23 protein-coding genes are annotated in these 24,925 nt (G+C 40.0%); 13 read left to right on the forward strand and 10 right to left on the reverse strand.

Features of this window, described 5'->3' with window-relative positions; translation table 11 throughout:
* Positions 1–70: 70 nt before the first annotated feature.
* The gene (locus IGI49_RS22455) at positions 71–1,246 is read left to right on the forward strand and encodes a M28 family metallopeptidase (RefSeq protein WP_429965386.1); all 1,176 of its coding nucleotides are present in this window, start codon (positions 71–73) and stop codon (positions 1,244–1,246) included.
* A gap of 39 nt (positions 1,247–1,285) precedes the next feature.
* Here the strand turns inward: IGI49_RS22455 and IGI49_RS22460 are convergent, their stop codons facing one another.
* The 4 genes from IGI49_RS22460 to IGI49_RS22475 all read right to left on the reverse strand — a co-directional run bounded on the left by IGI49_RS22460 (position 1,286) and on the right by IGI49_RS22475 (position 4,264).
* Positions 1,286–1,936 carry a DUF3885 domain-containing protein gene (locus IGI49_RS22460; RefSeq protein ID WP_429965385.1) on the reverse strand — a complete coding sequence of 217 codons (651 nt, stop codon included), beginning with the start codon at positions 1,934–1,936 and terminating at the stop codon, positions 1,286–1,288.
* A gap of 72 nt (positions 1,937–2,008) precedes the next feature.
* Positions 2,009–2,221 (reverse strand): hypothetical protein, encoded by a 213-nt coding sequence (locus IGI49_RS22465; RefSeq protein WP_429965384.1) that lies wholly within the window; start codon positions 2,219–2,221, stop codon positions 2,009–2,011.
* 39 nt (positions 2,222–2,260) lie between these two features.
* Positions 2,261–3,043, reverse strand: coding sequence for a carbohydrate kinase family protein (locus IGI49_RS22470; RefSeq protein ID WP_429965383.1), 783 nt, complete (start codon positions 3,041–3,043; stop codon positions 2,261–2,263).
* Between the two features lie 234 nt (positions 3,044–3,277).
* Positions 3,278–4,264 carry a helix-turn-helix transcriptional regulator gene (locus tag IGI49_RS22475; RefSeq protein ID WP_429965382.1) on the reverse strand — a complete coding sequence of 329 codons (987 nt, stop codon included), beginning with the start codon at positions 4,262–4,264 and terminating at the stop codon, positions 3,278–3,280.
* Between the two features lie 374 nt (positions 4,265–4,638).
* Between IGI49_RS22475 and IGI49_RS22480 the strand changes: the two genes are divergently transcribed.
* From IGI49_RS22480 to IGI49_RS22500, 5 genes are all read left to right on the forward strand, one after another.
* A complete protein-coding gene (locus IGI49_RS22480) occupies positions 4,639–5,475 on the forward strand; it encodes a PRD domain-containing protein (protein ID WP_429965381.1) in 837 nt (278 codons plus the stop codon).
* Between the two features lies 1 nt (position 5,476).
* The gene (locus IGI49_RS22485; protein WP_429965380.1) at positions 5,477–6,907 is read left to right on the forward strand and encodes a PTS transporter subunit EIIC; all 1,431 of its coding nucleotides are present in this window, start codon (positions 5,477–5,479) and stop codon (positions 6,905–6,907) included.
* Positions 6,876–7,661: a ChbG/HpnK family deacetylase gene (locus tag IGI49_RS22490; RefSeq protein ID WP_429965379.1), complete on the forward strand. Its 786-nt coding sequence runs from the start codon at positions 6,876–6,878 to the stop codon at positions 7,659–7,661. Before IGI49_RS22485 ends, IGI49_RS22490 begins: the two co-directional genes overlap by 32 nt.
* A 120-nt stretch (positions 7,662–7,781) precedes the next feature.
* The gene (locus tag IGI49_RS22495) at positions 7,782–8,249 is read left to right on the forward strand and encodes a MarR family transcriptional regulator (protein WP_429965378.1); all 468 of its coding nucleotides are present in this window, start codon (positions 7,782–7,784) and stop codon (positions 8,247–8,249) included.
* Between the two features lie 140 nt (positions 8,250–8,389).
* Positions 8,390–9,796 (forward strand): MDR family MFS transporter, encoded by a 1,407-nt coding sequence (locus IGI49_RS22500; protein WP_429965377.1) that lies wholly within the window; start codon positions 8,390–8,392, stop codon positions 9,794–9,796.
* A gap of 223 nt (positions 9,797–10,019) precedes the next feature.
* Here IGI49_RS22500 and IGI49_RS22505 read toward each other — a convergent pair whose 3' ends face one another.
* Positions 10,020–10,286, reverse strand: a complete 267-nt coding sequence (locus IGI49_RS22505; RefSeq protein ID WP_429965376.1) for a hypothetical protein — start codon at positions 10,284–10,286, stop codon at positions 10,020–10,022.
* A gap of 388 nt (positions 10,287–10,674) precedes the next feature.
* On the opposite strand from IGI49_RS22505, the gene IGI49_RS22510 reads away from it, so the two are divergent.
* Entirely contained in the window at positions 10,675–12,183 is a 1,509-nt protein-coding gene (locus IGI49_RS22510) for an IMP dehydrogenase (protein ID WP_207703874.1), read from the forward strand.
* Positions 12,184–12,268: 85 nt separating this feature from the next.
* Here IGI49_RS22510 and IGI49_RS22515 read toward each other — a convergent pair whose 3' ends face one another.
* Genes IGI49_RS22515 through IGI49_RS22525 form a run of 3 tightly spaced genes read right to left on the reverse strand, consistent with a single transcriptional unit; the run spans position 12,269 to position 16,334 of the window.
* Complete coding sequence (locus tag IGI49_RS22515; RefSeq protein WP_429965375.1) at positions 12,269–14,398, reverse strand: DUF4129 domain-containing transglutaminase family protein; 2,130 nt, start codon at positions 14,396–14,398, stop codon at positions 12,269–12,271.
* 5 nt (positions 14,399–14,403) lie between these two features.
* Positions 14,404–15,405, reverse strand: a complete 1,002-nt coding sequence (locus IGI49_RS22520) for a DUF58 domain-containing protein (RefSeq protein ID WP_429965374.1) — start codon at positions 15,403–15,405, stop codon at positions 14,404–14,406.
* A 2-nt stretch (positions 15,406–15,407) separates the two neighbouring features.
* Positions 15,408–16,334 (reverse strand): AAA family ATPase, encoded by a 927-nt coding sequence (locus IGI49_RS22525; protein ID WP_207703871.1) that lies wholly within the window; start codon positions 16,332–16,334, stop codon positions 15,408–15,410.
* A gap of 587 nt (positions 16,335–16,921) precedes the next feature.
* Between IGI49_RS22525 and IGI49_RS22530 the strand changes: the two genes are divergently transcribed.
* The 5 genes from IGI49_RS22530 (at position 16,922) to IGI49_RS22550 (ending at position 22,270) form a co-directional block, all read left to right on the forward strand.
* Positions 16,922–17,815: a helix-turn-helix transcriptional regulator gene (locus tag IGI49_RS22530; protein WP_429965373.1), complete on the forward strand. Its 894-nt coding sequence runs from the start codon at positions 16,922–16,924 to the stop codon at positions 17,813–17,815.
* A gap of 62 nt (positions 17,816–17,877) precedes the next feature.
* A complete protein-coding gene (locus IGI49_RS22535) occupies positions 17,878–18,501 on the forward strand; it encodes a GyrI-like domain-containing protein (protein ID WP_429965372.1) in 624 nt (207 codons plus the stop codon).
* Between the two features lie 184 nt (positions 18,502–18,685).
* On the forward strand, positions 18,686–20,386 hold the full coding sequence (locus IGI49_RS22540; protein ID WP_429965371.1) for a metallophosphoesterase family protein: 1,701 nt from the start codon (positions 18,686–18,688) through the stop codon (positions 20,384–20,386).
* Between the two features lie 169 nt (positions 20,387–20,555).
* Positions 20,556–21,554, forward strand: a complete 999-nt coding sequence (locus tag IGI49_RS22545; protein WP_429965370.1) for a LacI family DNA-binding transcriptional regulator — start codon at positions 20,556–20,558, stop codon at positions 21,552–21,554.
* Positions 21,555–21,634: 80 nt separating this feature from the next.
* Positions 21,635–22,270 carry a Vat family streptogramin A O-acetyltransferase gene (locus IGI49_RS22550; RefSeq protein ID WP_429965369.1) on the forward strand — a complete coding sequence of 212 codons (636 nt, stop codon included), beginning with the start codon at positions 21,635–21,637 and terminating at the stop codon, positions 22,268–22,270.
* A gap of 28 nt (positions 22,271–22,298) precedes the next feature.
* Here IGI49_RS22550 and IGI49_RS22555 read toward each other — a convergent pair whose 3' ends face one another.
* Entirely contained in the window at positions 22,299–22,505 is a 207-nt protein-coding gene (locus IGI49_RS22555; RefSeq protein ID WP_010758095.1) for a helix-turn-helix domain-containing protein, read from the reverse strand.
* A gap of 12 nt (positions 22,506–22,517) precedes the next feature.
* Positions 22,518–23,045 (reverse strand): hypothetical protein, encoded by a 528-nt coding sequence (locus IGI49_RS22560; RefSeq protein WP_429965368.1) that lies wholly within the window; start codon positions 23,043–23,045, stop codon positions 22,518–22,520.
* A 387-nt stretch (positions 23,046–23,432) separates the two neighbouring features.
* Between IGI49_RS22560 and IGI49_RS22565 the strand changes: the two genes are divergently transcribed.
* Complete coding sequence (locus tag IGI49_RS22565; RefSeq protein ID WP_429965367.1) at positions 23,433–24,863, forward strand: 6-phospho-beta-glucosidase; 1,431 nt, start codon at positions 23,433–23,435, stop codon at positions 24,861–24,863.
* Positions 24,864–24,925: the final 62 nt, after the last annotated feature.

A 24,925-nucleotide genomic window follows, 5' to 3' on the forward strand; every position in this document is an offset into this window, starting at 1 on the left:
CAAGGAAGGTCAAGTTTTTTTCAGGTGACCTCTTATACTTATAGTATCAAGTAAAGAGGAGTGTGACAAAATGAAATTAATCAAAAAAACAGTCGAACGTCATATGAACAAGCTTTGTGGAAAAATTGGGGCACGTGCCACTGGATCAATCGCTAATCAGAGCGCCGTGAATTATGCAACTATGGTATTTGAAAATTTAGGGTATGAAGTCCTTTTACAAGAGTTTGTCTGTATGGATTGGCAAAATGATGGTGCTGAACTAGTAGTTGACGGTCAACAAGTTGAAGTTTCGGCAGCCGAATATTCACTGCCTTGTGATGTAACTGGAGAATTTGTCTGTGTTGAATCACTCGACAAATTGAAATCCGCAGAGCTTGCCAATAAAATTTGTGTCTTGTACGGTGACTTATGTAAAGAAACCCTGATGCCGAAAAGTATGACGTTTTGGAATCCTGAAGAACATCAAACGATCATTCGTGAACTGGAAGTTAAGCAGCCGCTAGCGGTAATTACTGTCAGCTTCCTGTCAGAAGTACCAGTACCAATTATTCAAGACGGGGATTTCGATATTCCTTGTGCAGCGGTTAAAGGCAATCTTTTACCAGTTTTATTAAATAGCCAGGGAGAGAATCAATTGCGCTTATGTACTGAACGGCACCCAGCAGTCGCCACAAACGTAATTGCCACTAAGGGAACCGGCAAAAAGCTATCGTTTTCTGCTCATATTGATACCAAACCAACAACACCTGGTGCGCTGGATAACGGCTGCGGAGTGGCTGCTTTATTAACTCTCGCGGAACAATTGGCTTCGGTCGAAACGGAGTATCAGATTGAACTGGTTTTGTTTAACGGTGAAGATTATTATTCGATGCCGGGAGAGAGGACATTTTTAGCTGAATCCTTAACTGATCCGACGTCTTATCATTGTGCCTTCAATGTGGATGGTATTGGAATGCAAGGAAGCAGTACGTCTTATTCTTTTTATGAGTTTCCAGAAGAATTGAAACAAAAAATTGAGGGAATTACAGCAGTTTCTCCACAACTGGAGCCGACAGACCCTTGGCCGATGGGAGATCATATGCTGTTTGCTGGAGCTGGTATCCCAGCAGTAGCTCTGACTTCCAGCAATATTTATAGCTTGATGGAGGCGGTAATGCATACTCCTAATGACAATTTATCAATCGTAGATTTTGATCGGATTGCTGAAACAGTTGTCTTTTTAAAAAAGATAGTTCAAGCATGTTAAAAAACTACGAGCGTTTCTGAAAACAGATACGCTCGTAGTTTATTTTGTAAAGTGTACACCATAAGGCGAAGTTAACACGGTATAATCTAATTGCATCATATCTCTGGTATAACTCTCGATGTATGGTTGAAACTGGTTTGTCAGTGCCAAGTAATCTCTTTCTTCCTTGCAAAAAACATCACAGCCGCGATCATCGTAAATATGCAGGACAATTTCTTTTCTCAAATTGATTAAAATTGTCGGGTTTACCAAATGAGGATAACCTGGATTTAGGTTAGAAAAGTCTTGATAAACCAAAGAAGCACCGATTTTTTGCAAAATTAACGGACTTTCACTTGAATACTCCAGTAATCTCAAGGTCCCTTGTTCAAATAAAAGTGAGCAGAAACGATCTAAACGAATCTGCGAAGGATCGAGTAGTTTCTTCAATTGCTTTCTTTGATAAATATATTGAGCAATTACTATGGTCTGTTCATCAGAAAAAATACTGTCAATTAATTCTCGGACTATTCCAACAGTTTTTTTCAAAGTTTTTGCGGTTATGCTTTCGTAATAATAGGACAAGTTCATCCTAAAGTGATAGCTTCTGTGATGGTCAAAGGTCAAATAACGATCTCCAGTTGCATAATCGGAGATATAGGCAGCCTGCAGCTGATCGAACACCTGTTGATTGAAGAAGTGAGTCATCATTTGCCTACTTTCTTATTTAATAGGTCTGTTAAAATAGGGCCATCGCTGTCAAAGCCAGTAGTCCTAAATAAATCAATAAACCGATTCTATTCCGCGGATTGGGTGTCCAGCCATAACCGATCCCTTTCGGTAAAAACAGTTTTTTTCACCAGCTGGAACAATAATGAAGCCAAATATGATGGTAATGGCAATTAAGATAAAACTGAACAAAGCAACCATGCTTATTTTAGCTGGAATAATATGCAGCCGATTTCCTGCTAGTAATAGAAAATAGAATACAATCATCAAGCCCAGCGCCAAATGATTCAACTGTTTCGTTTTTTTTCATAACAATTTTTCCACCTCTTTTAATAACGGAATAGATGTTTGACCACCAAGCTTCTCCACTGAAAGAGCGGCTGCAACGGAAGATAGCTGAATAATTTCAGTCAATGACAGCTTTTGATGAAGAGCATAGGCAAAAGCACCGTGAAAAATATCTCCAGCTCCAGTAGTATCGATTGGCTTCGTTGGAAAGGCTGGAGTATGTATAATAACGTTATTCTCTAGATAAATACTGCCATGCTCTCCTAAAGTAATAACCAGCTGATTAGAGTTTAGCTCCGCCAGCTTTTCAAAGGTTGCTTTAAGTGTCTCTTTTTCGTCTAAGTCGATGGTCACTCCCGTATATTGGAAAGCGAAATCCTGAGAACAAACGAGATAATCAACGGCTTGAAATAGCTCCCAACACTCAGTCTTGTAAGTACCAGCATCCATCATCGATATCGCTTGGGGATATTTTTGCAGCCCTGCTAAAGAAACATCCTTTTCGTGTCCATCCAGTAATAGCACTTTGGGGTCTTTTTCCGGCCAGTGGGGTTCGAAATAAGCTTCCTTTAGTGGTGCATTTAAAATGGTTCGTTTTCCGCTTTTCTTATTGACTATTATACTACTGATACTAGTTTTTTGATTCATTTCTTGACGAATTCCCGCGGTTTTAACCCCTACATGCTCTAAAGTTCGCAAAATCTCCTGACCAAACAAATCTTTTCCCACTCGGGCGATCAACGAAGTCTCCGTTCCCCATAATGCACAAAGATATGCGGCGTTGGCGGCCGGGGCTCCCATGCATTCATGGCGATCATACGTGCGTTACTTTTGATTTTCTACGATAGATTCTTCTATAGGGAAAGTAATATCATAAACGGCCTGTCCAATACACAAAATACCCAAGGTATTTCCTCCTTATAGTCCGATGCATTCAGGTTTCTATTGTTAGTACTAGTTTAGCATATTGACAGCAGCAAAAAATACACATTTCACAATCAGTGAAATGTGTATTTAGGCTATTGATTGAATAAATTAAGCCTCACCATATTTTTTAACTGGGCGAATATATTTCCAGTAATGCGCGGGATCATGATACATATAAATGATTCTGCCCGGAGAAGTATCATAGCTGTACCCAGTGCCGTCAAAATCAAAAGAAATCATAGCTGTTTCCATTTTTTCTTCAATACTTCGGTTTTCTTGTTCGTAGTCAAATGAGCCATGTTCAAAAACTAGATATTCTGCTTCAGGAATATCTGTCAAGGTCATTTGTTCAGGTACTTCACCCGTATAACTCATCGGCAAACGCACGCCATAACATTCAATTCGCGGAAATCCCCAGTCACAAAGTCGTCCAGCAGGGTCGTTAATGTACGCCATTAGCTGCCCACTGCCACTGTTCGATTGGCTGCCGCCATCATCGTCCAGCTTTCCCTTAATACTATCGAGCAACCCAGAAATCGTATCGCAATCCTGTCCGGGAATTTCACTTTGCTTCTTCCAAAAATCCCAATAACCGTTGCTCTCATCATTGCTAATGTGTAAAAACTTGTGTGCAGGAATCGTAACAAAATAAATCTTGAGCTCCTCTGTTGTTTTTTGCATACCTATCTCTCCTAATCCTAAAAAGTAGCGGTCAAAAGCCAGGATTTTTGTCCGAAGAATGACTGGTTGAGGATTTTTTCGGTATTCACTGGGGGCAATACCAAAAACTTTCTTAAAGGCCCGAGTAAACGCTTCGTGAGAAGAAAAGCCATACTCAAAGGCAATAGTTAGCAGGCTCTTTTCACTGTCTCGTACTTCTTTTAAAGCAAAGGCCAATTTACGTTTCCATAAATAATCGCGAAACGACATACCGGCAATTTCCTTAAATTTTCGTGTCGTATAAAATTCTGAATACCCCAGTTTGCGAGAAAGAAAACGCAGAGTTAATGCTTCACTATAAGAATGTTCAATGCAAATATCAATCTCATCAACGATCAGCTGGATTAGCTGCTGCCATTCGTACAATTCTTCCACCTCTTTTCGACCACCCTGCTGTTACTATAAAGAAAATAGTAAGCTGCCGCTTGATTTAAGTTGTGGTTGGCAAGTTTTTTGCACAAGACTTGCTTAACAATATAGAAAAATCTTCGAAACAAGATAGCCTCTCAGGGTATTAGATTAAAAATAGGTGAATTTGAAGTAACAGAATCTATATCAGCATAAGAATCTCATCTAAGACATCTTAAAGCAAGATTGCAATTTATGGTTGACAACGCTTTCTGAATCGTATACTATTTAAGCATCAATTAAAAACAAATGGATTGTAACTCTTTGAGGCATTACCATTTCCTTTTTACCAAGGGGGTGGAGTGTGTTCTCGAAGAGTTTTTTTGTGTGGGGTGAAATAAATGAAAGTAGTAAAAAAAATCAATAACAATGTAGCAGAGTGCATCGATGATAATGGCAATCATCTGATCGCGTTTGGTAGAGGGATCGGGTTTCCTAAAACACCCTATGAGCTGAAAAATCTTAACAAGATAACGATGACGTTTTATAAATTAAGTGAACATTTCGAAGGACTGCTGACAGAACTGCCAGAAGAAATCTTAAATCTGAGTGCAGAAATTGTCAGTATGGCCCAAACGGAGTTGAATGGACAGTTAAATCCAACCTTGGTATTTAGTTTAGCTGACCATATCAACTTTTCAATCCAACGTCTAACTACGTATAGGGATGTGCGAATGAATTATTCTTATGAAGTAGCACAAATGTACCCTAAGGAAACCGAGCTTGCTCAAAAGGCGATTAAGATGATTCAGCAACAAACGCATATCACTGTACCAAAGGGTGAGATTACTAGTATTACGATGCATTTTGTTAACAGTCAGTCGGAGTATAAAATTTCACAAGAAGAAGCTGTTATTGAAGAAATTATCCAACAGATCACTAGGCTAATTGAACAGGAACTAGAGATCACAGTCGATCGAAATGAATTTAATTACAATCGTTTTTATATGCACATGTTCTATTATTTGAAACGGTTACGAAGCGGAGAAGAATTGTTTGGTCAGGGCACAGAGCTTTTAGATGCTTTGCAGAAGCAGCATCCTGAGATTTATTTATTGGCACAAAAGGTTAGTGAGTTGATTTATCAGTTTTATGCTATAGAACCAACCAATGACGAACTGCTTTATTTAATGATTCACATTAATCGACTTTACGAAAAAAATGTGAGGAGCATGTAAAATGAGTAAAGATTATACTGTTTTAGCGAAAGCCATTTTAAGTAATATTGGGGGAGCAGAAAATATATCCAGTGTCACCCATTGTATGACACGATTACGGTTTAATTTAAAAGATATGAGCAAACTTAATGATGAGGAAATTAAAAAAATTTCGGGTGTGATTGGTGCGGTTCAATCAGGGGGACAATATCAGATTATTATTGGACAAACAGTTGGCAAGGTGTATCAACGTTTAATTGATACGGCTGGGTTAGAGCATTTATCTTCCGCGGAAGCAGCCCCAGCCTCCAAAGAAAAAGAACCTTTCTCGTTCAAATCCCTCGGCAATAAAATTTTGGATAATCTGGCGGGGAGCTTGACGCCGTTGATTCCGATTTTGATCGCAGCTTCAATGTTTAAAATGGTGATGTCAGTGTTTGGTCCATCTATGCTGAACTGGATTCATGAGGGAACGTCGCTAGCTACGTTAATAACTTTTGTAGGAGATGCTGGTTTTTACTTTTTTCCGGTTTTTCTTGGCTATACGGCCAGCAAGAAGTTTGGTGTCACACCCGTTTTAGGAATGTTCTTGGGAGGAATAATGATCCATCCAACTTTCGTTCAGATGGCTTCTGAGGGAACCAGCTTTGATGTTTTCGGTCTGCCAGCATCACCGCAAAACTATGCCAGCACGGTGATTCCGATGATTTTGTCTGTATGGGTGATGTCCTATGTCGAACCTTTTTTCAAGAAAGTTGTACCTGCAACATTAAGCACCATTTTAGTACCAACGTTTACAATTGTTGTAATGCTGCCGATTAGTTTGGTCGTTTTAGGCCCGATTGGTTTTGTCGCTGGGGAATATATTGGAAACTTCTTGTTGTCACTTGATTCAATTGGCGGTTTTTTATCAGTAGCCTTAATTGCAGCATCTTGGCAATTTTTAGTTATGACGGGGATGCACTTGATTATGATTACAACCATGATTACAGTAATGGCCCAAAATGGGCAGGAAGCCTTGGTTAATCCGGCAGCGATTATTTCTAGTATGTGTGTTGCGGGAATGTGTTTTGGAGCATTTTTGCGAATTCGTGATAAAGATCAAAAAGCTCTAGCGTTCAGTTATTTAGCAGCGTCATTTATAGGAGGTGTAACGGAGCCGGGTGTTTATGGGTTGGGTGTTCGTTACCGTAAACCATTTATTGGGTTGATGGCTGGCGGAGTTGTTGGTGGAATCTATGCTGGAATTACTGGTGTGACTACGTATGCCATGATTCCGGTAGCTAACTTTGCTGCTTTAGCCGCCTTCTTTGGTGGAAGCAATGCTAATACAATCAATGCTTTCGTTTCTTGCGGTTTAGGTTTTGCAGTAACTGCGGCAGTTACTTACATTCTTGGTGTGAAGGAGACAGAGACAAAAAATGAATCAATTCTTGAAAAAAGTCCTGCTTAGAGCAGATGATTTGGGTTATTCTGAAGCAGTTAATTATGGTATGGAAAAAGCCGTTAAGGAAGGGCTGATCCAGAGTGTAGGCGTGATGGTGAATATGCCAGCTACCGAACATGGAGTAAATCTTCTAAAAAATGAATCAATTGCCTTTGGTCAGCATACGAACATTTGCGCAGGGAAACCAATAACTCCCGCACAATTGATTCCATCGTTGGTTGATGACATGGGAAATTTCAAGTCTTCGAAGGTTTATCGTAATGCCGAAACTGACTTTGTGGTATTTGATGAAGTAATGTTGGAGATTGAAGCACAATATCGTCGTTTTTTGAAGCTATTCGGCAGAAAGCCGGATTATTTTGAAGGGCATGCGGTTGCCAGTGAGAACTTTTTTAAAGCCATGGAGACTTTCGCAAATAAGCAGGGGTTAAAGTATTCTGGTTTGCCTGAAGGGGAAGGCCCCAACACTTTAAGCTCTGACGCTTTTATTTGGGTGAATGGTACGAAGGTTTATTTATGGATGGAAGCAATGCAGCCAGACTATAATCCTTATCTAAGTTTAGATAGTATGCTGGATAATCTTCATGATGATGGTGTTGATATGATGATTTTTCATCCCGGTTACTTAGATGACTATATTATTAAGCATTCTTCATTGTTAACACCACGAACATTGGAGATTACGTTATTAACTGATCCTGCAGTTAAAGAAATGCTGGACCAGCTGCAAATTCAACAAATGAGTTACCAAGATTTGTAATATTTTTATGTAGGGCTAGACTATCTTTCACAGGAGTTTAGCCTTTTTTGTTTTGTTGAAAAGGAAACAAAATAGTTCTATACTGATTGAAACAATCAAAAGAAGCAGGAGGAAAGCATTGTGAATAAAGAAGAACAGCTGATGGTGGGTTTTCGAGAGCTTTTCAATAAAATAAATTGGTTGAATAAACCTAAAATGGAAGAAAGCTTAAAAGGTTACACTTCCTCCGAGGTACATTGTGTAGAGTTTATTGGCAACCATCCTTTGCCTAATGTCACTCAGCTGGCTGAAGGCATGTACATGACTCGCGGTGCTATCAGTAAGCTGACGAAAAAAATGGTGAAAAAAGGATTAATTGAAAGCTATCAAAAACCTGATAACAAAAAAGAAATTTATTTTGATTTAACGGAGCAGGGGAAGAGAGTTTTTCAGATACATGAGGCGCTGCACAATGAGTTTCAAAACAGGGATAAAGTTGTTTTTGATCAATTAACAGAGGAACAGTTTACTGGAATGCTGCACTTTATCGATTCTTATAATGAGCACCTAACCAAAGAAATGAATAGACAGGATACTCATTCGAAGTAATCTCACTGAAAAAGTGGGGTTATTTTTTTGAAATAATTTTGTTGACAAGGAAACAAAATAGCGGTAAAGTAGTTTTTGTTTCCAAGGAAATAATAATTCGAGAGTGGTTTAGAGCTCTTGTGTAAATAAAGGAGAATTTTATGTCACAAAATCAAAGAAATGCTTTACCAAAAGAAACATTGGCTGCTGCTTGGGCGATTGCTTTAGGAGCGATTGCACCTATGCTGGATTCAACGATGGTCAATATCGCGATCGATCAATTAACTAAGGATTTTCACACTACGTTAAGCACTGTGCAATGGAGTATTACTGGCTATGTCTTAGCTTTAGCGATAGCTGTTCCGATTTCTGGTTGGTTAATGAATCACTTTAATGGAAAGAAAGTCTTCATTTATGCTGTTTTGGCCTTTGGACTGACTTCTATATTGGCAGGTTTCAGCACAACAATTACTAGTTTCATCGTTTTCCGGCTGTTCCAAGGCTTTAGTGCAGGAATTATTACACCGCTGATGTTTACTCTGTTGATAAAAACTGCTGGACAGGAACAGGTTGGACGGGTAATGGCCATTGTCAGTACACCGATGATTTTTGGACCCATACTGGGACCAGTTATTGGTGGTTTCATCATTCAAGCTGCTTCATGGCACTGGATATTCTTTATTAATGTCTTTGTAGTGGCTTTGGCGGTGCCCTTAATGATAAAGACAATACCTAATTTTCAACCGTTTAATCGTAATAGTAAGCTGGATGTAGCAGGTATCGTTGTTCTGTCATTGTTAAGTGTGTCTTTTATTTATGGAATTAGTCAAGCGGCTGAGCATGGTTCTTTTAAGAACTTGGAGACACTCAGCTGGCTGTTAGTAGGGGCAATTTCAGGAGTAATTTACTATTTCTATAATCAGAAAAGCAAGAATCAAACGGTTCTGCCCCTCAATTTATTTTCTCATCAACGATTTTTGGCGGCTAGTATAGGACTTTTTCTGGCGAATGTAGCAATTATGGGACCGATGTTGATTTTACCTCTTTACTTCCAGAACTTTCGACACTTTACGGCGATGGAGGCAGCGTTGGCACTGATTCCGCAAGGGCTTGGTATGTTGGTAACGCGTCCGCTGATTGGCAAGATGATCGATAAGATTGGGGCAAGAGATGTGGTACTAGTTAGTTTAGTTCTTTCTTTAATTGGCTCGATTCCGCTGGTGTTCATTACAGAACATACCGGTATGGTGTGGTTATCGCTCGTTTTGTTCATTCGGGGAACAAGTGTTGGAGGCATTAATCTACCGTTAACCACCGACGCGTACATTGGTTTAGCGGATGAGCAGTTACCAGCTGCTGGGGTGGGCATCAACATTGTTGAGAATCTTGGTTCTAGTTTTGGTTCAGCGTTGATTGCCACCGTGGTTGCTTCAGTAATAAGTGGGAAAATACCGAGTACTGCGAATAGCTTGATAGGCTATCAGGGTGGCTTCCTGGTCTCAGTGATTGTTCTAGTATTGATTTTCATTCCTAGCCTATTTCTATCTAATAAAAGAGAAGCAGTTTGATCAAGTGAGACTCGCTGAATCTAAGTTAAACGAGAAAAAGTTCTATGATTATAAGATCAAGAGACAGATTCCCTTATTTTTTAGTGAAAGGAATAAACCGATTTAGATACTTGTACTGATTAAGATGGGCATGCAGTGAAGTTTGTTACAAAAATCATGGGACTCGAATAAAGAAAAGGACCCCGATCATAGTATTTAGAGTCGAGATCCAATCAAGAAAGTATTATAAAGTATGTTTTTTCAGTTTGAATGTAATTGGTATACATAAAAAGGAAGTTGCCAGCAGACTGCTGACTAAGACGGTAACAGCCAAGTTAAGGATACCCATGCGGCTGGCATTTTCGAAATTTCCTAACGTATTCACTAACACGATAGTCAAACTGATTAAACTGTTTGCTAGAATGATCTTTTTGTATGCCTCCTTTTTATAAAAGTATGCATTGATTGAATATACTGACCAAGTTAATAAGAAAAGTACGATTGTTTCCATTGTTTAAAACTCCCTTTGATTTATTTGTTGAACTAATCATAACGAATAAGGAGTAAAGAAAATACTTACAAAAGAAAACGCAAACTTACAGAGTTGAAAGATAGAAGCTTAGAAAAAATTTTATAAGGAAGCTTTCAGTCTATCTTGGAAATTATTTTTACTGATTTGGGGTAGATACGAGCATGAATGGAAGGAAAAATACGTAAGAACTTCAATCTTGAAGGCTCTGATAAGTTTATCTTTGATGCTGAAATCATTTCAAATATTTTTCTTCAAATTAAGGATTTGGTTTGACGCAATATTTTTTAGATTTATCTTTATTTATTCATAGATTTTTCTGTCAAAATGGTATAATAGCTAAAATTAGATAAAAGGAGTTAATGACAACATGGCCTATTATTACAGCACACCTTCTAGAACCTTCAGCGAGTATCTTTTAGTTCCGGGGTATTCCTCCAAAGACTGTACACCTGATAAAGTACTTCTGGAAACACCGTTAGTGAAATTCAAAAAAGGTGAGCAACCAGAGCTGACGATGAATATTCCTTTGGTAAGTGCAGTTATGCAATCTGTTTCAGGTAGTGACTTGGCAGCGGCATTGGCAAAAGAAGGCGGCGTTTCTTTCATTTACTGTTCTCAAACGATTGAAGAGCAATCAGCAATGGTACGAAAAGTGAAGCAAACAAAAGCTGGATTTGTACCGAGTGATACGAACCTTCATGCAAATGGTACATTACAAGATGTGCTGGACTTGAAAAACAGTACCGGCCACGGCACCATGGCGGTGACTGAGGATGGGACGTTGAATGGTAAAATTGTTGGTTTGGTAACTAGTCGTGACTATCGAATTTCCCGGATGTCAGTGGATACACCTATCAAGGATTTTATGACACCTTTTGATCATTTGATTTATGGGAAAGATGGGATTACGTTATCCGAGGCCAACGATCTTCTTTGGGATCACAAACTGAATGCTTTACCGATTATTGATCAGGATCAGCGTTTGAAGTATTTTGTGTTTCGTAAGGATTATGATTCTCACAAGGATAATCCGTTGGAATTACTAGATAGCAAAAAACGATACTTTGTTGGTGCTGGTATTAATACGCGGGACTATAAAGAAAGAATTCCAGCGTTAATTGAAGCTGGTGCAGATATTTTATGTATCGATTCCAGTGAGGGCTTCAGCGAATGGCAAAAAATGACGATCGAATGGGTTCGTCAAGAATACGGAGACAAGGTAAAAATTGGTGCTGGAAATGTTGTGGATCGTGAAGGTTTTCGCTTCTTAGCTGAGGCCGGCGCTGATTTTATCAAAGTCGGTATTGGCGGCGGCAGTATCTGTATCACCCGTGAGCAAAAAGGGATTGGTCGTGGACAGGCAACTTCCGTTCAAGATGTTGCGGCAGCTCGGGAAGAGTATTTTGAAGAAACAGGCATTTATGTACCGATTTGCAGTGACGGGGGAATTGTTCATGATTACCATATGACTTTGGCTTTGGCTATGGGTTCTGATTTTATTATGCTAGGCCGCTACTTCTCACGTTTCGAAGAATCACCAACTGAAAAAGTCAGCATTAACGGTTCTTACATGAAGGAATATTGGGGAGAAGGTAGTGCTCGGGCGCGCAACTGGCAACGGTATGATACTGGTGGAAAAGAAGGACTATCCTTTGTAGAGGGAGTGGACTCTTACGTACCTTATGCTGGTTCACTGAAGGATAATTTGGCTGTTTCCTTGAGTAAGGTTCGTCATACTATGTGCAACTGTGGTGCATTGTCGATACGTGAGCTGCAAAAGAATGCCAAAATCACCTTGGTTTCTTCAACAAGTATCGTTGAGGGTGGTGCCCATGATGTTATGGTGAAAGATAATAATATGAGCAGTGAAAATTAATAATGAACAGGTCCGGCTTATCTTAGCTGGGCTTGTTTTTTTCATAAAACGAGGACCTTCCCTAAAAAAGCGGAAGGTCCTTTACTTATTGCTTGAGTCGTTCAAACAAATGCATCGTTTCTTTGATTAAAATGGTATCCAATTGCTTAGCAGGCGAGTTTCCATAAATCTCTGCTTCGTATATGTTGGTTAAAGTGGTGAATTTACCATCAAATGCAGGATATTTAGCTTCGAAACGTTGAGCATAATCTGCTAAAGGTTCTGATTGCTCACGAGGCAATAGTTTTTCTGCCCGTTTCAATAAAATCGAGTAGCTTTGCAGCAAAGGACGTTTAGCTAATTTCAAAGTTAAGTAAATCTGGCTACGCAGAGAATACTTGTAGACAAAGTAGCCAATTGCTACTAATAAAATTGCTCCGACCAGCTTCAGCAGCAGCCAAATATTTTCTCGCCAATTATTGTTGGCAAAAGTGCTGATTTCTGATGTTTCCTCCGACGGGGCAGTTGCATCAGAAGAGCTGCTAGAGCTAGAGCTGCTACTACTACTGGTTGAAGAACTTGGTGTCGATGATTCAGGCGTTTGGCTGTCTTCGGTTGCTGGGCGATCCGGATTGCTGAAACTTGGCGTTGGTTCAAAGGGAATCCAGCCGTAGCCAGCAAAATAAACCTCTGGCCATGAATGGGCATGAGAGTTGCGAACCGTGAAAACTGTCTTGTCGCCGCTGGTTGCTCGACGATCCCCAGGTGCAAAGCCCTTGGTCCAACGCGCAGGAATACCCAGCGTTCGCAGCATAACTACCATCGAAGAAGAAAAATTATCGCAGTAGCCTACTTGAGACTCGAATAAAAATTGATCTACATAATCTTGGTTTTCTTCGGGCACCGTTGCATCCACCTTCGAGTAACGGAAGGTGCCTGAATTTTTTAAATATTCTTCAATAGCTGTCACTCTTTCCAATAAGGTCGTTTGGTTTTGCGTAACCTCATTGGACAAGTCTCGTACACGGTTTGGCAGGTTTACCGGCAGCTGCAAATAATCTGCTACAGTATCCGTAGGCTGAGCCAGCGCTACGTTTTGTAGAGCATCTTCCTGATACACAACCGGCTCCCACTGGTTGTCCACTTCCTTTTCTCCATTGTTAGAATCAATGAAGTTTATACGGCCGCTTTCGGGCATCTGGACGAAACCGCTGGAGCCCTGAGTTACCCTCAAATTACTGCGGCCATACGGCAAGGGCAGATACATTCCATGATTAAAGAAATGAACGCTGGCGTCTTCTGCTGCTTGGAGACTCTGTTGTGAAGAATTACTGTTAATTTCAATTGTACGGCGGCTCATTTGTCGCGGTTGAATGCCATCACGGATTTCCCACCCTTTGCCTGTATAGGCGTCTTTACTTTCTACCCGCCAATAGCTGCTGGTTTCTTGGGTGGCCTCAAATAAAATCGTGTTATCATCCAATAAAGGCCCGCCAAGACTTTGGTCATTCTCACTAAAGCCGGTTCGTGAGATATCTGAGGTGGTTAACTCACGAATTTTTCGATATAGGCCTTTTTGATTTAAGTAATCACGCACTGGAGCTGTCCAAACAGTTAATGAAGTGCGGGCTGAAGACTGAGGCAAAGCATAGGCAGCCCAACCAGCCAAGAGTGTTAAGCCAGTCATTAAGATGACCATTTTTTTCGGTAACTGATTTTTTGTAAACAAAACGGACAGTATTGCACAACCGAAAACCACAGCGATTTGTCCATTTAGCTGAATCGAATTGAAGATAGATAGGGTTAACAGATAGCCAATCATCAATAAATAGCTTAGCATAAAACGTTCAAACTGAATCATTAATCCAGCTAATAGAATTAACAATGCCAGAAGCAAGGGTAATGCAACAATTGCCGAAACCGCATTGGGTGAACCAATGCTAATTTGCTGAAATTGAAAAATGACTTGCTGCCAAAAGTTACTAAACCAGCTAAAAGATAGCGGCTGGTTTAACGGAACAAAATAATACATGCCTAGAAAATAAAGAAACGAGCAAAAGATGACTTTAAAGGTATTCTCTTCAAAAAAGCCGATAGTTAAGCAGACGGCACCAATAATACTGAAGGAAAGCCAAGTTATCGGCAGGTAATAGACTGTTAAGAATTGTGAAAAGACAACACTCAAGCTAATGAAAGATAACAAGGTAAAAGGTGCTTTTTTTATAATATAGTTCATAAGACTTACCCGCTGCCTTTCTTAGTGAGCCCAGGATAGTCATAAACGGCTACTTGATTGTATTTACGTAGGTGCGCTACCTGTTCCGTAGTTTGCGGCGTTTGCTTAGGTGTAAAAAAGAAAATCATTTTATCTGTTAGTTTAGGTATGACTGGTGTATCCTCCAAGGGGTGGATCTGGGCAAAGGCCAAGGCAGTCGGTTTAGCAGGATCGGTTACATGAGCCCCAAACAAATACTGTTCAACAGGTTCTTCCAACAAATCCTGTAAGGAATAATACAGACTCAACATCGCCTCAAATTCTTCCGAAGGTGCGCCCCAAAAAATCCAGACCATTTGAGCAGTTTGCTCATTTTCATGTTCCCGGTAGATTAAGGTTGTTTGCTTACTGGAGAGCTTCCAGTCAATATTTTTGGGTGCATCGCCGCTGCGATAAGGGCGATAATTTTTAATTGTAAAGGTGGGTTCGCCAAAGGTCTGATTTTGCAAAGTCTGCTGAAGCTGCAAGGTGTGAGCTAACGGCTGCTTTTGCGGCAGAACCAGGATTTTTTTCTTTAATGTAGCCTTATGTCTTTTAGTAAACAGATTGAAAAAATCACTGCTTTGGTAATACAGCTGCAGCTCTTCATACGTGCCACGTTTTTCCGGCAACCAAAGGAAAGTCAGCTGCTGGTAATGATAAAAAAGATACGTAGAAACGGATGCATCAATAGCCGGATTAATGACAGTCACAGTTAATTGAGCAATCGGTAAAATGGCTTGTTTCCGTTCTAAATCAATGGGCAATACCACTTTTTCACCAACATGAGTAATCATGGTTGCTGGCGATTGTACCATAATTCCTCTCAAAGGAACTAAAAGCTGTGCCAAGCACAGCAGAAGAATGAAAGTCATAAATAGAAACAGCGTCCAACCAATTTCATTGTTGAAAACAGCACTATAAAAAAACGCCAGCGCATACAGGATAAAAAGCAGGATAAGTTTAAGCGATTGCTTCCACACAGGCATACTCAGCTCCTTATCGGTACAGGAACTTGGTCAATTAGCTGATGCATCACTTCCTCCACCGACAGACCGCTATGGAGAATCAAGCGATGAGCAAACACAGCTGGCAGCAATTGCTGCAAATCACCTGGCGTCACGAACGTACGGTTTTCGGTTAAGGCATAGGCTTTAGCACTCTTCAAAAAGGCAATGGAGCCTCGCGGGCTAACCCCTAGTTCAATAGCGGGATGATTCCGGGAAGCTTCTACCAAAGCTAAGGCATAACGTGCCACAGAATCGTCAACAAAGACCTGGTCAACCTGCTTTTTCAATTCAGCTAATTCCTGCAAAGTAATAACTGGCTGAATGAATGCTAAAGATTGTTCTCGTTGCCCCGTCAATAAACGTAATTCGTCTTCAAAATCCGGATAGCCAATATGCAACCGGAACAAAAAGCGATCCAGCTGAGCCTCAGGTAAGGGGTAAGTTCCTGCATAACTGACTGGATTTTGTGTCGCCAAAACAAAGAAATGGGAATTCAGCGAATAGGTGTGATTATCAATGGTGACATGACCTTCTGACATGGCCTCCAACAAAGCTGCCTGGGTACGGGGCGTAGTACGGTTAATTTCGTCCGCTAATAAAATCGTCGTAAAAATCGGCCCCGGTCGAAATTCGAACTGATTGGTTTGGGAGTCAAAAATGGAAACCCCTAGAATATCACTGGGTAATAAATCGGGTGTAAATTGTACCCGGGAAAAGTCACTATGGATTGCTTTAGCTAAGGATTTTACGATCATGGTTTTCCCAACTCCGGGAATATCTTCAAACAATACATGGCCACCAGCCAGCAGAGCAGTCACAGTTAATTGAATGACCTTGCGTTTCCCTAAGACTACTTTTTCTATTTCATCAATTAAGGTTTTAATTTTGGTTAAGTTCTGATCAGGCATTCTTTCGCCTCCTTGTTGAGTTGTTTCCTATAATTGTACGCGAAAATTAGGAATTGGCAATCCATTCGCAGCTATTTTCGTCGTAACGTGAAATATTTTACAAAACAATTACAATTAAATAAGAAAATCTTTGGCTGAAAGTATAGATTAAGTTTTATGCGTGATACACGCGTAGGAATAATTTTTTGTGAAATGCAACAAGTGTTAAGAAGAACCGGAGGTAAATTAGATCATTTTTTAAACTAGCTGAATTTGGTTTTATAGATGAAAAGCGTTGTGTGTGCTGGAGGAGCGATCATTGTGGCCGTTCCACCGTTGAGGGTTCAATTTAATAAGTCGGTCAGTGATCATTAATAATCTGGCTTATTAGCAAAACACTAAATACATTAGGTGCGCTATTTAGATTGAGTGCCAGTAGGAGCTGGGTTTTAGGAGCCGTTAATGACACAAAAAATCTCTTTGAATTTGAGTAGTTTTTTAGCTGAATCAAGCAACTAAGAAAGTTTTTGCTTACTTAAAATCGCTAGCAATCTGTAATCGGCCACGTTACACTAGTTGTATGAAGAAAACATAAAAGAGGGAATTCTATGACCAGCAGCCGTTTACTGAGAATCTTGTTAATTTTATTAGAAAAAGGACGAGTCACCGCACCAGAATTGGCAGAGCAATTTGAGACGTCGGTACGCACGATTTACCGGGACATTGATGCATTAAGTGCTGCAGGGATTCCTGTTTATACCGTCCAAGGTCAAGGCGGCGGTATTTTTATTAATCAGGAGTATACATTGAATCGAGTGCTGCTTTCTAATGAGGAGCAGGAGAAAATTTTGATGGCTTTGCAGGAAGTATCAGCAGCAGAAAGGCATCAATCCGATGAGCTTTTGCTAAAATTAGGTGGATTATTTAAAACACCACCCGCGGATTGGCTGGAAATTGATTTCAGTCAATGGGGAATGGAAAGTAAGCAACTGTTTGATCCGTTAAAGCAGGCCATCCTTAATAAGCAGCTGGTTGGCTTTTTTTATGCCAACCGTAAAGGCGAACAGGAGGAGCGAATTGTCGAACCTCACAAGTTGATTTTTAAGAATAAAGATTGGTATTTGCAGGCCTTTTGCCAGCTGCGTCAGGATTTTCGTTTATTTAAACTTCTGCGGATGAAACAATTGCAACCTTTAGAGGCAACCTTTCAGAGAAAATCCGTTCCTGAGTTATTAACCGCTCAATCATCTGCGGCAGATGAGAAAATTTCCGTGAAACTGCTGTTTGATCAGGAAGCAGCTTACAAGGTATATGATCATTACGAAGAATGTATTCAACAGCAGGATGGAAGATTGCAGGTTAAGATTGATTTGCCTCATAATGATGAGCTGTATAATTTTTTACTGTCATTAGGAGATCGAGTTGAGGTAGCAGCACCGATGGAAGTACGACAAGAATTAACGAAGCGCATAAAAAAAATTCTGGATTTTTATGAAACTTGACACTGGTTGTCAGGTTTCTCCTGCTAAGATAAAGGCATCAAAGGAAGCGGGGAGATTCTATAATGAAACATGAATGGAAAAAACACGAAAAAGAGATTTACGGTGTCACGACTAAACCACAGGTAATTCGACTGTCTAAGCAAAAATTCATCACGATTACTGGTATGGGCGACCCTAATGAAGCCGCCTTTTCAGAACGAGTAGGTGTGTTGTACTCACTGGCTTTTCCCATCAAAATGGCGTTTAAGCGTTCTGTCGTGGACAACACTGAAATTAGTTATAACGATTACACCGTATATCCATTGGAAGGACAATGGACCACTACCAATCCAGATGATTTGCAAGATAAGGCCAGCTTTGAGTATATCTTGATGATTCGACAGTCGGACTATATCACAGAAGCACTATTTCAGGAAACCTTAGCCGAAGTTAAAAAGAAAAAGCCGCATGCTTTGCTAGAGCAGGTTAACTTTGAAACTCGGCAGGAGGGGCTATGTGTTCAAGCGTTGCACAAAGGTTCATTTGATGAGGAACCAGCTACTTTTACCAAGATGGAACAGTTTACTCAAGAGCAGAAACTGCAACGAAGCCATCACGAGCATAAAGAAATCTATCTAAACGATGCACGTAAAACAGCACCAGAAAAACGAAAAACGATTCTGCGTTTTCAAGTAGTAGAAAATTAATCGTGTGAAGAGGGTGAAGCAGACTTACTTTTGTAGACTGCTTCATCTTCTTTTTACCCATCTGATCATCGAAAAAAGGTAAAACCTGATTTTTTCTTCAATTTTTTAGTAAGCATGGAGTCGCTTGTCAAAAAGCTTTATAATGCTAATAAAGCTGAAAACAGAAGTAAGAATGAGGATCGCTATGAATTCACAAAATCATCCATTATCCATAAATCAATCGTTTGCGTTATCGGTAAATGCGTTGCCGCCAGAGCTCGCTGCCCGTTTTGATCTCTATCCCGAGAATAAGCGACGTCCGATTAATAAGACCTTATTTAAAAATGACTATTTCCAACTCACCTGCAACATGAGAGATCAAACGCTAAATGTCTGCTCGCAGGGGGACATTGTTTATTCCGCAATCCCTTACGATACTGCGAGGAATTATATTCAACGAGCAGCAATTCAGTACCTGTTGCATCCTAAAGCGGTTCGGCAATACATTGAATCCCACAAAGCTACTTTAGAAAAATACTTGATGTTAAGTATCTTTCAGGTGACTGGCAAGAAGGTTGAAGAGAACTCTCCAGAAGTACGTCAAGCCCATCAAGCAATTTTTGATAATCCGCTGTTTGAAATCCAGATTTTAGGACGGTTGCTGCAGCATGATGAAACGGGTCCACTTTCAGCCAATTTGGCCGGGAAATTTTTGTTTAGTGAAAATGTCAGAACCGGAATTTCTGAGTATATTGGAGAATATCTCAACTTTGTGGTACAGCTGACACATTCTTTGCCAATTATGACCGATGGCAGAAATGCTCAGTTGCTAGATAACAGAGCGAACCAGCAGATTGATCAAAATATCCATAAGGTTTTGACTTATGAGTCGGATATTAAACCAGGGCTGGAGCTGCTTCCTCAGGAAATAAACCAAAGCATCGAAAGTGCCATTATCTTAGTAAATCAAACGATGCCAGTCCGAAGCAAACCACTGTTACGTTCAGAATTTGGCAAAGAATTAGCTGAGGTTCGGAAAAATTACGTGGCACACAGCGTGAATCCAGGTGAGTTAGAAAGTTATTTTGAAAATGTTCATTCAACGGATAATACTCATTTGATCAATGTGGTTTCTGATATGCATACCTTGGAAGGCAAGTTGCCCTTTACTAACAAAAATTTCAACATTTTGGCAGGAGATGCATCGGATTCTCAGGCTGCTGATGGAGAAATCAAAGGAATTTACGTTATTGGCAATCACGATTTAGTTGATGTGCTGCCAATAAATCGTGATTTTGAGGATCCCCAGTGGGAAAAATGGCGTCCGTTTTTACATTATGAATGGTTTGAAACACTGCTACAAAATCCAGATGATTCATGGCCTATGCTGCCGATCGGTCATCATGATTTTTATGAGATAGTAAAAGAAGAGCTGCAGCAGCGCTTTCCGCAAATGCAAGTGTTGAACAACAGCAGCTGTATTCATGAAGGAGTTCGCTATATTGGCTTGACTATTCCCGTTGCATTAGTGAAGCGTAAAAAGGAACAACAGCAATTCATACTAGCATCGCTGAAAGCTTTACTGCAGGAAGATCACGAGTTGCCAACTGTGATTGTTTCTCATGCACCGCTATTTAATGAGCTGAGTATGCTGACTCCTAAAAGTGAAGCCTATAATAAGGAGTACCATTGTTCAGAAGCTGAAATTGAACAGTTATTCGAGACATACAAGATTATCGGAGCAATTCATGGACATCACCACATTCCAGCCTCTTCTCGTCGTTACCAATTTGTAACGTTTGCTGGAAGAAAACGTTTTGTCATATGTTCAATTTACTCGAAGATTAACACAGGTCTGGAGCTAACAGATTTATTGAGTTCTAAAATTATTAATGGTGAGCAATAAAAAGTTAGATCCAATCCAACTAGAATTACTTAGTAGGATTGGATCTATTTGTATTTTTAGAGCAGATTAAACCCAGAGCGGGATTCTCTTCGTTTCTTCCAATCTATTGACAAACGAGCGAAAACCCCGTATCATTATGCTGAAATCGATACCATAGGCGGTGACTGATATGGCAACAATAAAGGATGTAGCAAAACGAGCGGGGCTTTCTGTTTCAACCGTTTCCCGCTATTTAAACAAACATCCCTATATCTCAGAAGACAAACGAAAAAGAATTCAAACAGCGATGGATGAGCTTCATTATCGACCCAGCACGGTTGCTACTCAACTGCGGTCAAAAAAGGGTAAAATGATTGGAATATTGGTCTCTCGTATTGTTAATCCTTTTTTCTCTCAACTGGTTGATGCCATTGAAAAATGTGCTAAGGCACAAGGTTATAATGTTCTGGTAATGCAAACGTACGATGATCAAAATGCCGAGATCAACATGCTAGAGATGTTGAAGCAGCATGTTATTTCAGGGTTAATCATGTGTTCTATTGAAGGTGATCCTAAAGAAATTGAAGCGTATCAAGAGTTTGGCCCGATTGTTTTATGTAATGAGGCCATTCCTGACTCGAAGCTGCCGCAGATATATACTGATCAAGCCTCTGCCAGCTTCGAAGCAGTGGATTATCTGATTCAAAAAGGCTATCAGCGGATTGCTTATTGTACTGGGGGGACATTAACAACTGGTGGGCATGGGAATTCCCGAACAGAAGGTTTCGAGAAGGCGATTAATCAGCACGGTTTGCCAATGAAAATTGATTGGATTTTTAAACAGGTTCATACGATTCAAGATGGTCAACAGGTGGCCAAAAAAATGCTGGCACTGCCGGAAGATGGTCGCCCTGATGCAGTATTTACCAGCAGTGATGAAGTAGCGATCGGTATTTTAAAAGAATACCTAGAAGCTGGAAGAAAGGTTCCAGAAGACTTGGCTATTTTAGGTTTTGATAATCAGCCATTCACAGATGTATTAGCCGTTCCCTTAACGACAATAGCTCAACCAGTGGAAGCTCTGGGCAAAGAATCGACCAACCTTATGATTGCTAAATTAGAAGAACGGTCGTATGAGGTGGATCAGTCGCAGCTACATTTGACCTTGATCAAACGCAACTCTGCTTAAAGTCATATCTAAAATTACCTCATCCGAATCACGCGGATGGGGTATTTAGCGTATAATAAAGCAAAAAGGAGGAATTTCTAATGCTATATGGACCTGACCCTAATAAGCTCTATCCCAACGAAGCAATTAAGAGTGTTTGTTTTATAAAAAATGCGATTACTCGTCCCACGATTGTTGTTGGCGAGTATACGTATTATGATGATGCAAGTGGTGCCGAAAGATTTGAAGAACGGGTGACTCACCATTATGAATTTTTAGGTGATAAATTGATTATCGGCAAATTTTGTGCCATCGCCAGCGGCATAGAATTTGTGATGAACGGTGCGAATCATCGAATGAATAGTATCACCACCTATCCCTTCAATATCATGGGACATGGTTGGGAAAAAAGTACACCAGCTAGTGAAGATCTTCCATTTAAAGGGGATACGGTCGTAGGAAATGATGTATGGATTGGGCAGAATGTAACGGTTATGCCGGGTGTGCAGATTGGCGATGGCGCAATTATTGCAGCAAATTCCGTTGTAGCTAAGGATGTTCCACCTTATCACATTGTTGGCGGCAACCCGAGCCGCATACTGAGAAAACGGTTTGATGATGAATTAATTGATTATCTTCTGGAAATAAAGTGGTGGGATTGGTCAGCGGAAAAGATTTTCCGGAACTTAGAGCAGCTGTGTAGTAGTGATTTAACTAAAATAAAAATGATTGAGTAAAAGGATTGGCAAACACGCCAATCCTTTTTTAAGGCCTTCGATATTCAAACAAATCCCCGGGTTGGCAGTCTAGTACTTCGCAGATGGCCTCTAAGGTAGAGAAACGAACGGCACTGACCTTGCCGGTTTTTAATTTCGACATATTTGCGTTGGTGATGCCGACTTCTTCAGCCAAATCCTTCAAGCTAATTTTTCGTTCGGCCATCATGCGATCTAAGTGAACAATGATCGGCATGCTGCCACCTCCTTACACTGTGTCATCAGCCAGCTCCTGCAGAGAAATTGCATAACGGAAAATGGCGCTGATGCTGTAGAGAACCAATCCCATAACTAGGGTTAAATTGAGGCTGAGTGACCAAGAGAATTTACCTGATACTAATGAAGCAAATAAGGAATAAATTTGTGGTTGTAGAAAGCCCAGCCACAAAATGGCTTTGGCAATTCGATCAATCCTTTTATACATAGTTTCGGAAAATGGGGTCAAACCTTCTGATAAATCATAGAAAATTTTGCTTCCTGACCAAAAAGCAAAGGTCCAAACTAAAAGTTGTGGCAACATGCTCAACGCATTAGTGGTCGCCTGTTGATGTGCAGTCAGGGGACCGCCAGAATAAAAAACTAAAATGACCAATTTGTCTGCACCCGAAATAATTGAATTTTTATAAACCAACAATTGCACTGCTAGATAAATCCCCATGCATAAACTTCCAATCGCTAAGAGTTTAAATATTCCATCAATTATCCAAAATGTATCACGCGATTTTTTTAAATCCATTTCCTTCGCCCCCTTACCTATAGTATAGCATATAATTATCGTTAAACAATAATTTTTTGTCATTAAACGATAATTTTATGTTGCTATCTTTAAGGTTGAACTTTCAATGAAGATGCTATTTCTTATTCCTGTATTTTTTTATTAAGCAATAAGCAGTTGGTCTACAGAAGATAAATCAACAGTTTTTATTTTTATACTAAGAAATTTCTTGTGTTTTATAACATAAGTGCTAATTAGCTGAGTTAGTTAATATGTGATTTGCAGCGATTTCGAATAGCTTTTCTAATACTAAGAACAACCTTCCGTAGTGCTAAGGAAAGAATCTGTATTCCCAAAGAAAGCGCTATCTATTATTCTTAGGACATAGAAAGAAAGGATGGTGAAGCAATGACAGGATTACCCGATAATTTTTTATGGGGCGGGGCAGTTGCCGCGCATCAGCTGGAAGGCGGCTGGCAGGAAGGTGGTAAAGGAATCAGTGTTGCCGATGTAATGACGTTAGGTGGACCAGGGGTTCCTCGTGAAATTACAGATGGTGTTGTAGCAGGGAAGAATTACCCAAATCATGAGGCGATTGATTTTTATCATCATTACAAGGAAGATATTGCTTTATTTGCTGAAATGGGCTTCAAATGTTTTCGCACTTCCATTGCCTGGACAAGGATTTTTCCTGAAGGAGATGAAGCAGAACCAAATGAAGCGGGCTTGCAGTTTTACGACGACTTGTTTGACGAATGTTTAAAGCATGGTATTGAACCGGTAGTCACTCTTTCACATTTTGAATTGCCTTTTGTTTTAGTTAAGAAATACGGGGGTTTTACCAATCGTAAATCCATCGATTTCTTTGTGAAATTTGCCGAGGTTTGCTTCAAGCGTTACAAAAATAAAGTAAACTATTGGATGACCTTCAATGAAATCAACAATCAAGCCAACTTTAATGAGGATTTTGCACCGTTTACTAATTCCGGTATCGTTTATAAGGAGGGGGATGATCGTGAACAAATCATGTATCAGGCTGCCCATTATGAATTAGTTGCTAGTGCTAAGGCTGTTCAAATTGGTAAGGCAATCAATCCGGATTTTGAAATAGGTTGTATGATTGCTATGGTGCCGATTTATCCGAAAACTTGCAAGCCAGGAGATATTCTAATGGCACAAAAAGCGATGGAAAAACGTTATTATTTCACCGATGTTCATGTTTTTGGCGAGTATCCGGGGTATATGAAGACCTATTTTAATCGTAAGGGCTTTGACTTAGATATTACGGAGGAAGATAGTGTAGAGCTGAAAAAAGGAACAGTTGATTACATTGCTTTTAGTTATTATATGTCTTTTGCAATTGAACATCAGAAAGACAATACCACCTATGATTACGATGAATCACGGGATCTTGTAAGAAATGAATTTGTTCCGGTTTCTGATTGGGGCTGGCAAATTGATCCAGAAGGTATTCGTTACTCCATGAATTGGTTTGCGGATCACTATCGTTTGCCATTATTTATTGTTGAAAATGGATTTGGTGCGATCGATGTCAAGGAAGAGGATGGAACCGTTAATGATCAATACCGAATTGACTACTTAAAAGCTCATATTGAGCAAATGATTAAGGCAGTGGAGGAGGACGGTGTAAAATTAATGGGTTACACACCATGGGGCTGTATCGATTTAGTTTCAGCCAGCACGGGAGAAATGAAGAAGCGTTATGGTTTCATTTATGTCGACAAGGATAATGAAGGCAATGGGACTTTAGCACGCAGCAAAAAATTATCCTTTGACTGGTATAAAAAGGTGATTGCCACCAATGGATCAGAACTATAAGAAGCCTATTATACGAAACGAAAGTTCAAAGAAAAAAAGAACAACTTACGGGGGGATTTAGT

It is taken from the genome of Enterococcus sp. AZ071 (assembly GCF_050499065.1).
Lineage (GTDB): Bacteria > Bacillota > Bacilli > Lactobacillales > Enterococcaceae > Enterococcus_A > Enterococcus_A ferrettii.

Excerpts from the sequence above, each read along its gene's own strand:
- IGI49_RS22455 (WP_429965386.1), top strand. The coding sequence starts at position 71 with ATGAAATTAATCAAAAAAACAGTCGAACGTCATATGAACAAGCTTTGT.
- IGI49_RS22460 (WP_429965385.1), bottom strand. The coding sequence starts at position 1,936 with ATGATGACTCACTTCTTCAATCAACAGGTGTTCGATCAGCTGCAGGCT.
- IGI49_RS22465 (WP_429965384.1), bottom strand. The coding sequence starts at position 2,221 with ATGATTGTATTCTATTTTCTATTACTAGCAGGAAATCGGCTGCATATT.
- IGI49_RS22470 (WP_429965383.1), bottom strand. The coding sequence starts at position 3,043 with ATGGGAGCCCCGGCCGCCAACGCCGCATATCTTTGTGCATTATGGGGA.
- IGI49_RS22480 (WP_429965381.1), top strand. The coding sequence starts at position 4,639 with ATGAAAGTAGTAAAAAAAATCAATAACAATGTAGCAGAGTGCATCGAT.
- IGI49_RS22485 (WP_429965380.1), top strand. The coding sequence starts at position 5,477 with ATGAGTAAAGATTATACTGTTTTAGCGAAAGCCATTTTAAGTAATATT.
- IGI49_RS22490 (WP_429965379.1), top strand. The coding sequence starts at position 6,876 with ATGAATCAATTCTTGAAAAAAGTCCTGCTTAGAGCAGATGATTTGGGT.
- IGI49_RS22500 (WP_429965377.1), top strand. The coding sequence starts at position 8,390 with ATGTCACAAAATCAAAGAAATGCTTTACCAAAAGAAACATTGGCTGCT.
- IGI49_RS22505 (WP_429965376.1), bottom strand. The coding sequence starts at position 10,286 with ATGGAAACAATCGTACTTTTCTTATTAACTTGGTCAGTATATTCAATC.
- IGI49_RS22510 (WP_207703874.1), top strand. The coding sequence starts at position 10,675 with ATGGCCTATTATTACAGCACACCTTCTAGAACCTTCAGCGAGTATCTT.
- IGI49_RS22515 (WP_429965375.1), bottom strand. The coding sequence starts at position 14,398 with ATGAACTATATTATAAAAAAAGCACCTTTTACCTTGTTATCTTTCATT.
- IGI49_RS22520 (WP_429965374.1), bottom strand. The coding sequence starts at position 15,405 with ATGCCTGTGTGGAAGCAATCGCTTAAACTTATCCTGCTTTTTATCCTG.
- IGI49_RS22525 (WP_207703871.1), bottom strand. The coding sequence starts at position 16,334 with ATGCCTGATCAGAACTTAACCAAAATTAAAACCTTAATTGATGAAATA.
- IGI49_RS22530 (WP_429965373.1), top strand. The coding sequence starts at position 16,922 with ATGACCAGCAGCCGTTTACTGAGAATCTTGTTAATTTTATTAGAAAAA.
- IGI49_RS22535 (WP_429965372.1), top strand. The coding sequence starts at position 17,878 with ATGAAACATGAATGGAAAAAACACGAAAAAGAGATTTACGGTGTCACG.
- IGI49_RS22540 (WP_429965371.1), top strand. The coding sequence starts at position 18,686 with ATGAATTCACAAAATCATCCATTATCCATAAATCAATCGTTTGCGTTA.
- IGI49_RS22545 (WP_429965370.1), top strand. The coding sequence starts at position 20,556 with ATGGCAACAATAAAGGATGTAGCAAAACGAGCGGGGCTTTCTGTTTCA.
- IGI49_RS22550 (WP_429965369.1), top strand. The coding sequence starts at position 21,635 with ATGCTATATGGACCTGACCCTAATAAGCTCTATCCCAACGAAGCAATT.
- IGI49_RS22555 (WP_010758095.1), bottom strand. The coding sequence starts at position 22,505 with ATGCCGATCATTGTTCACTTAGATCGCATGATGGCCGAACGAAAAATT.
- IGI49_RS22560 (WP_429965368.1), bottom strand. The coding sequence starts at position 23,045 with ATGGATTTAAAAAAATCGCGTGATACATTTTGGATAATTGATGGAATA.
- IGI49_RS22565 (WP_429965367.1), top strand. The coding sequence starts at position 23,433 with ATGACAGGATTACCCGATAATTTTTTATGGGGCGGGGCAGTTGCCGCG.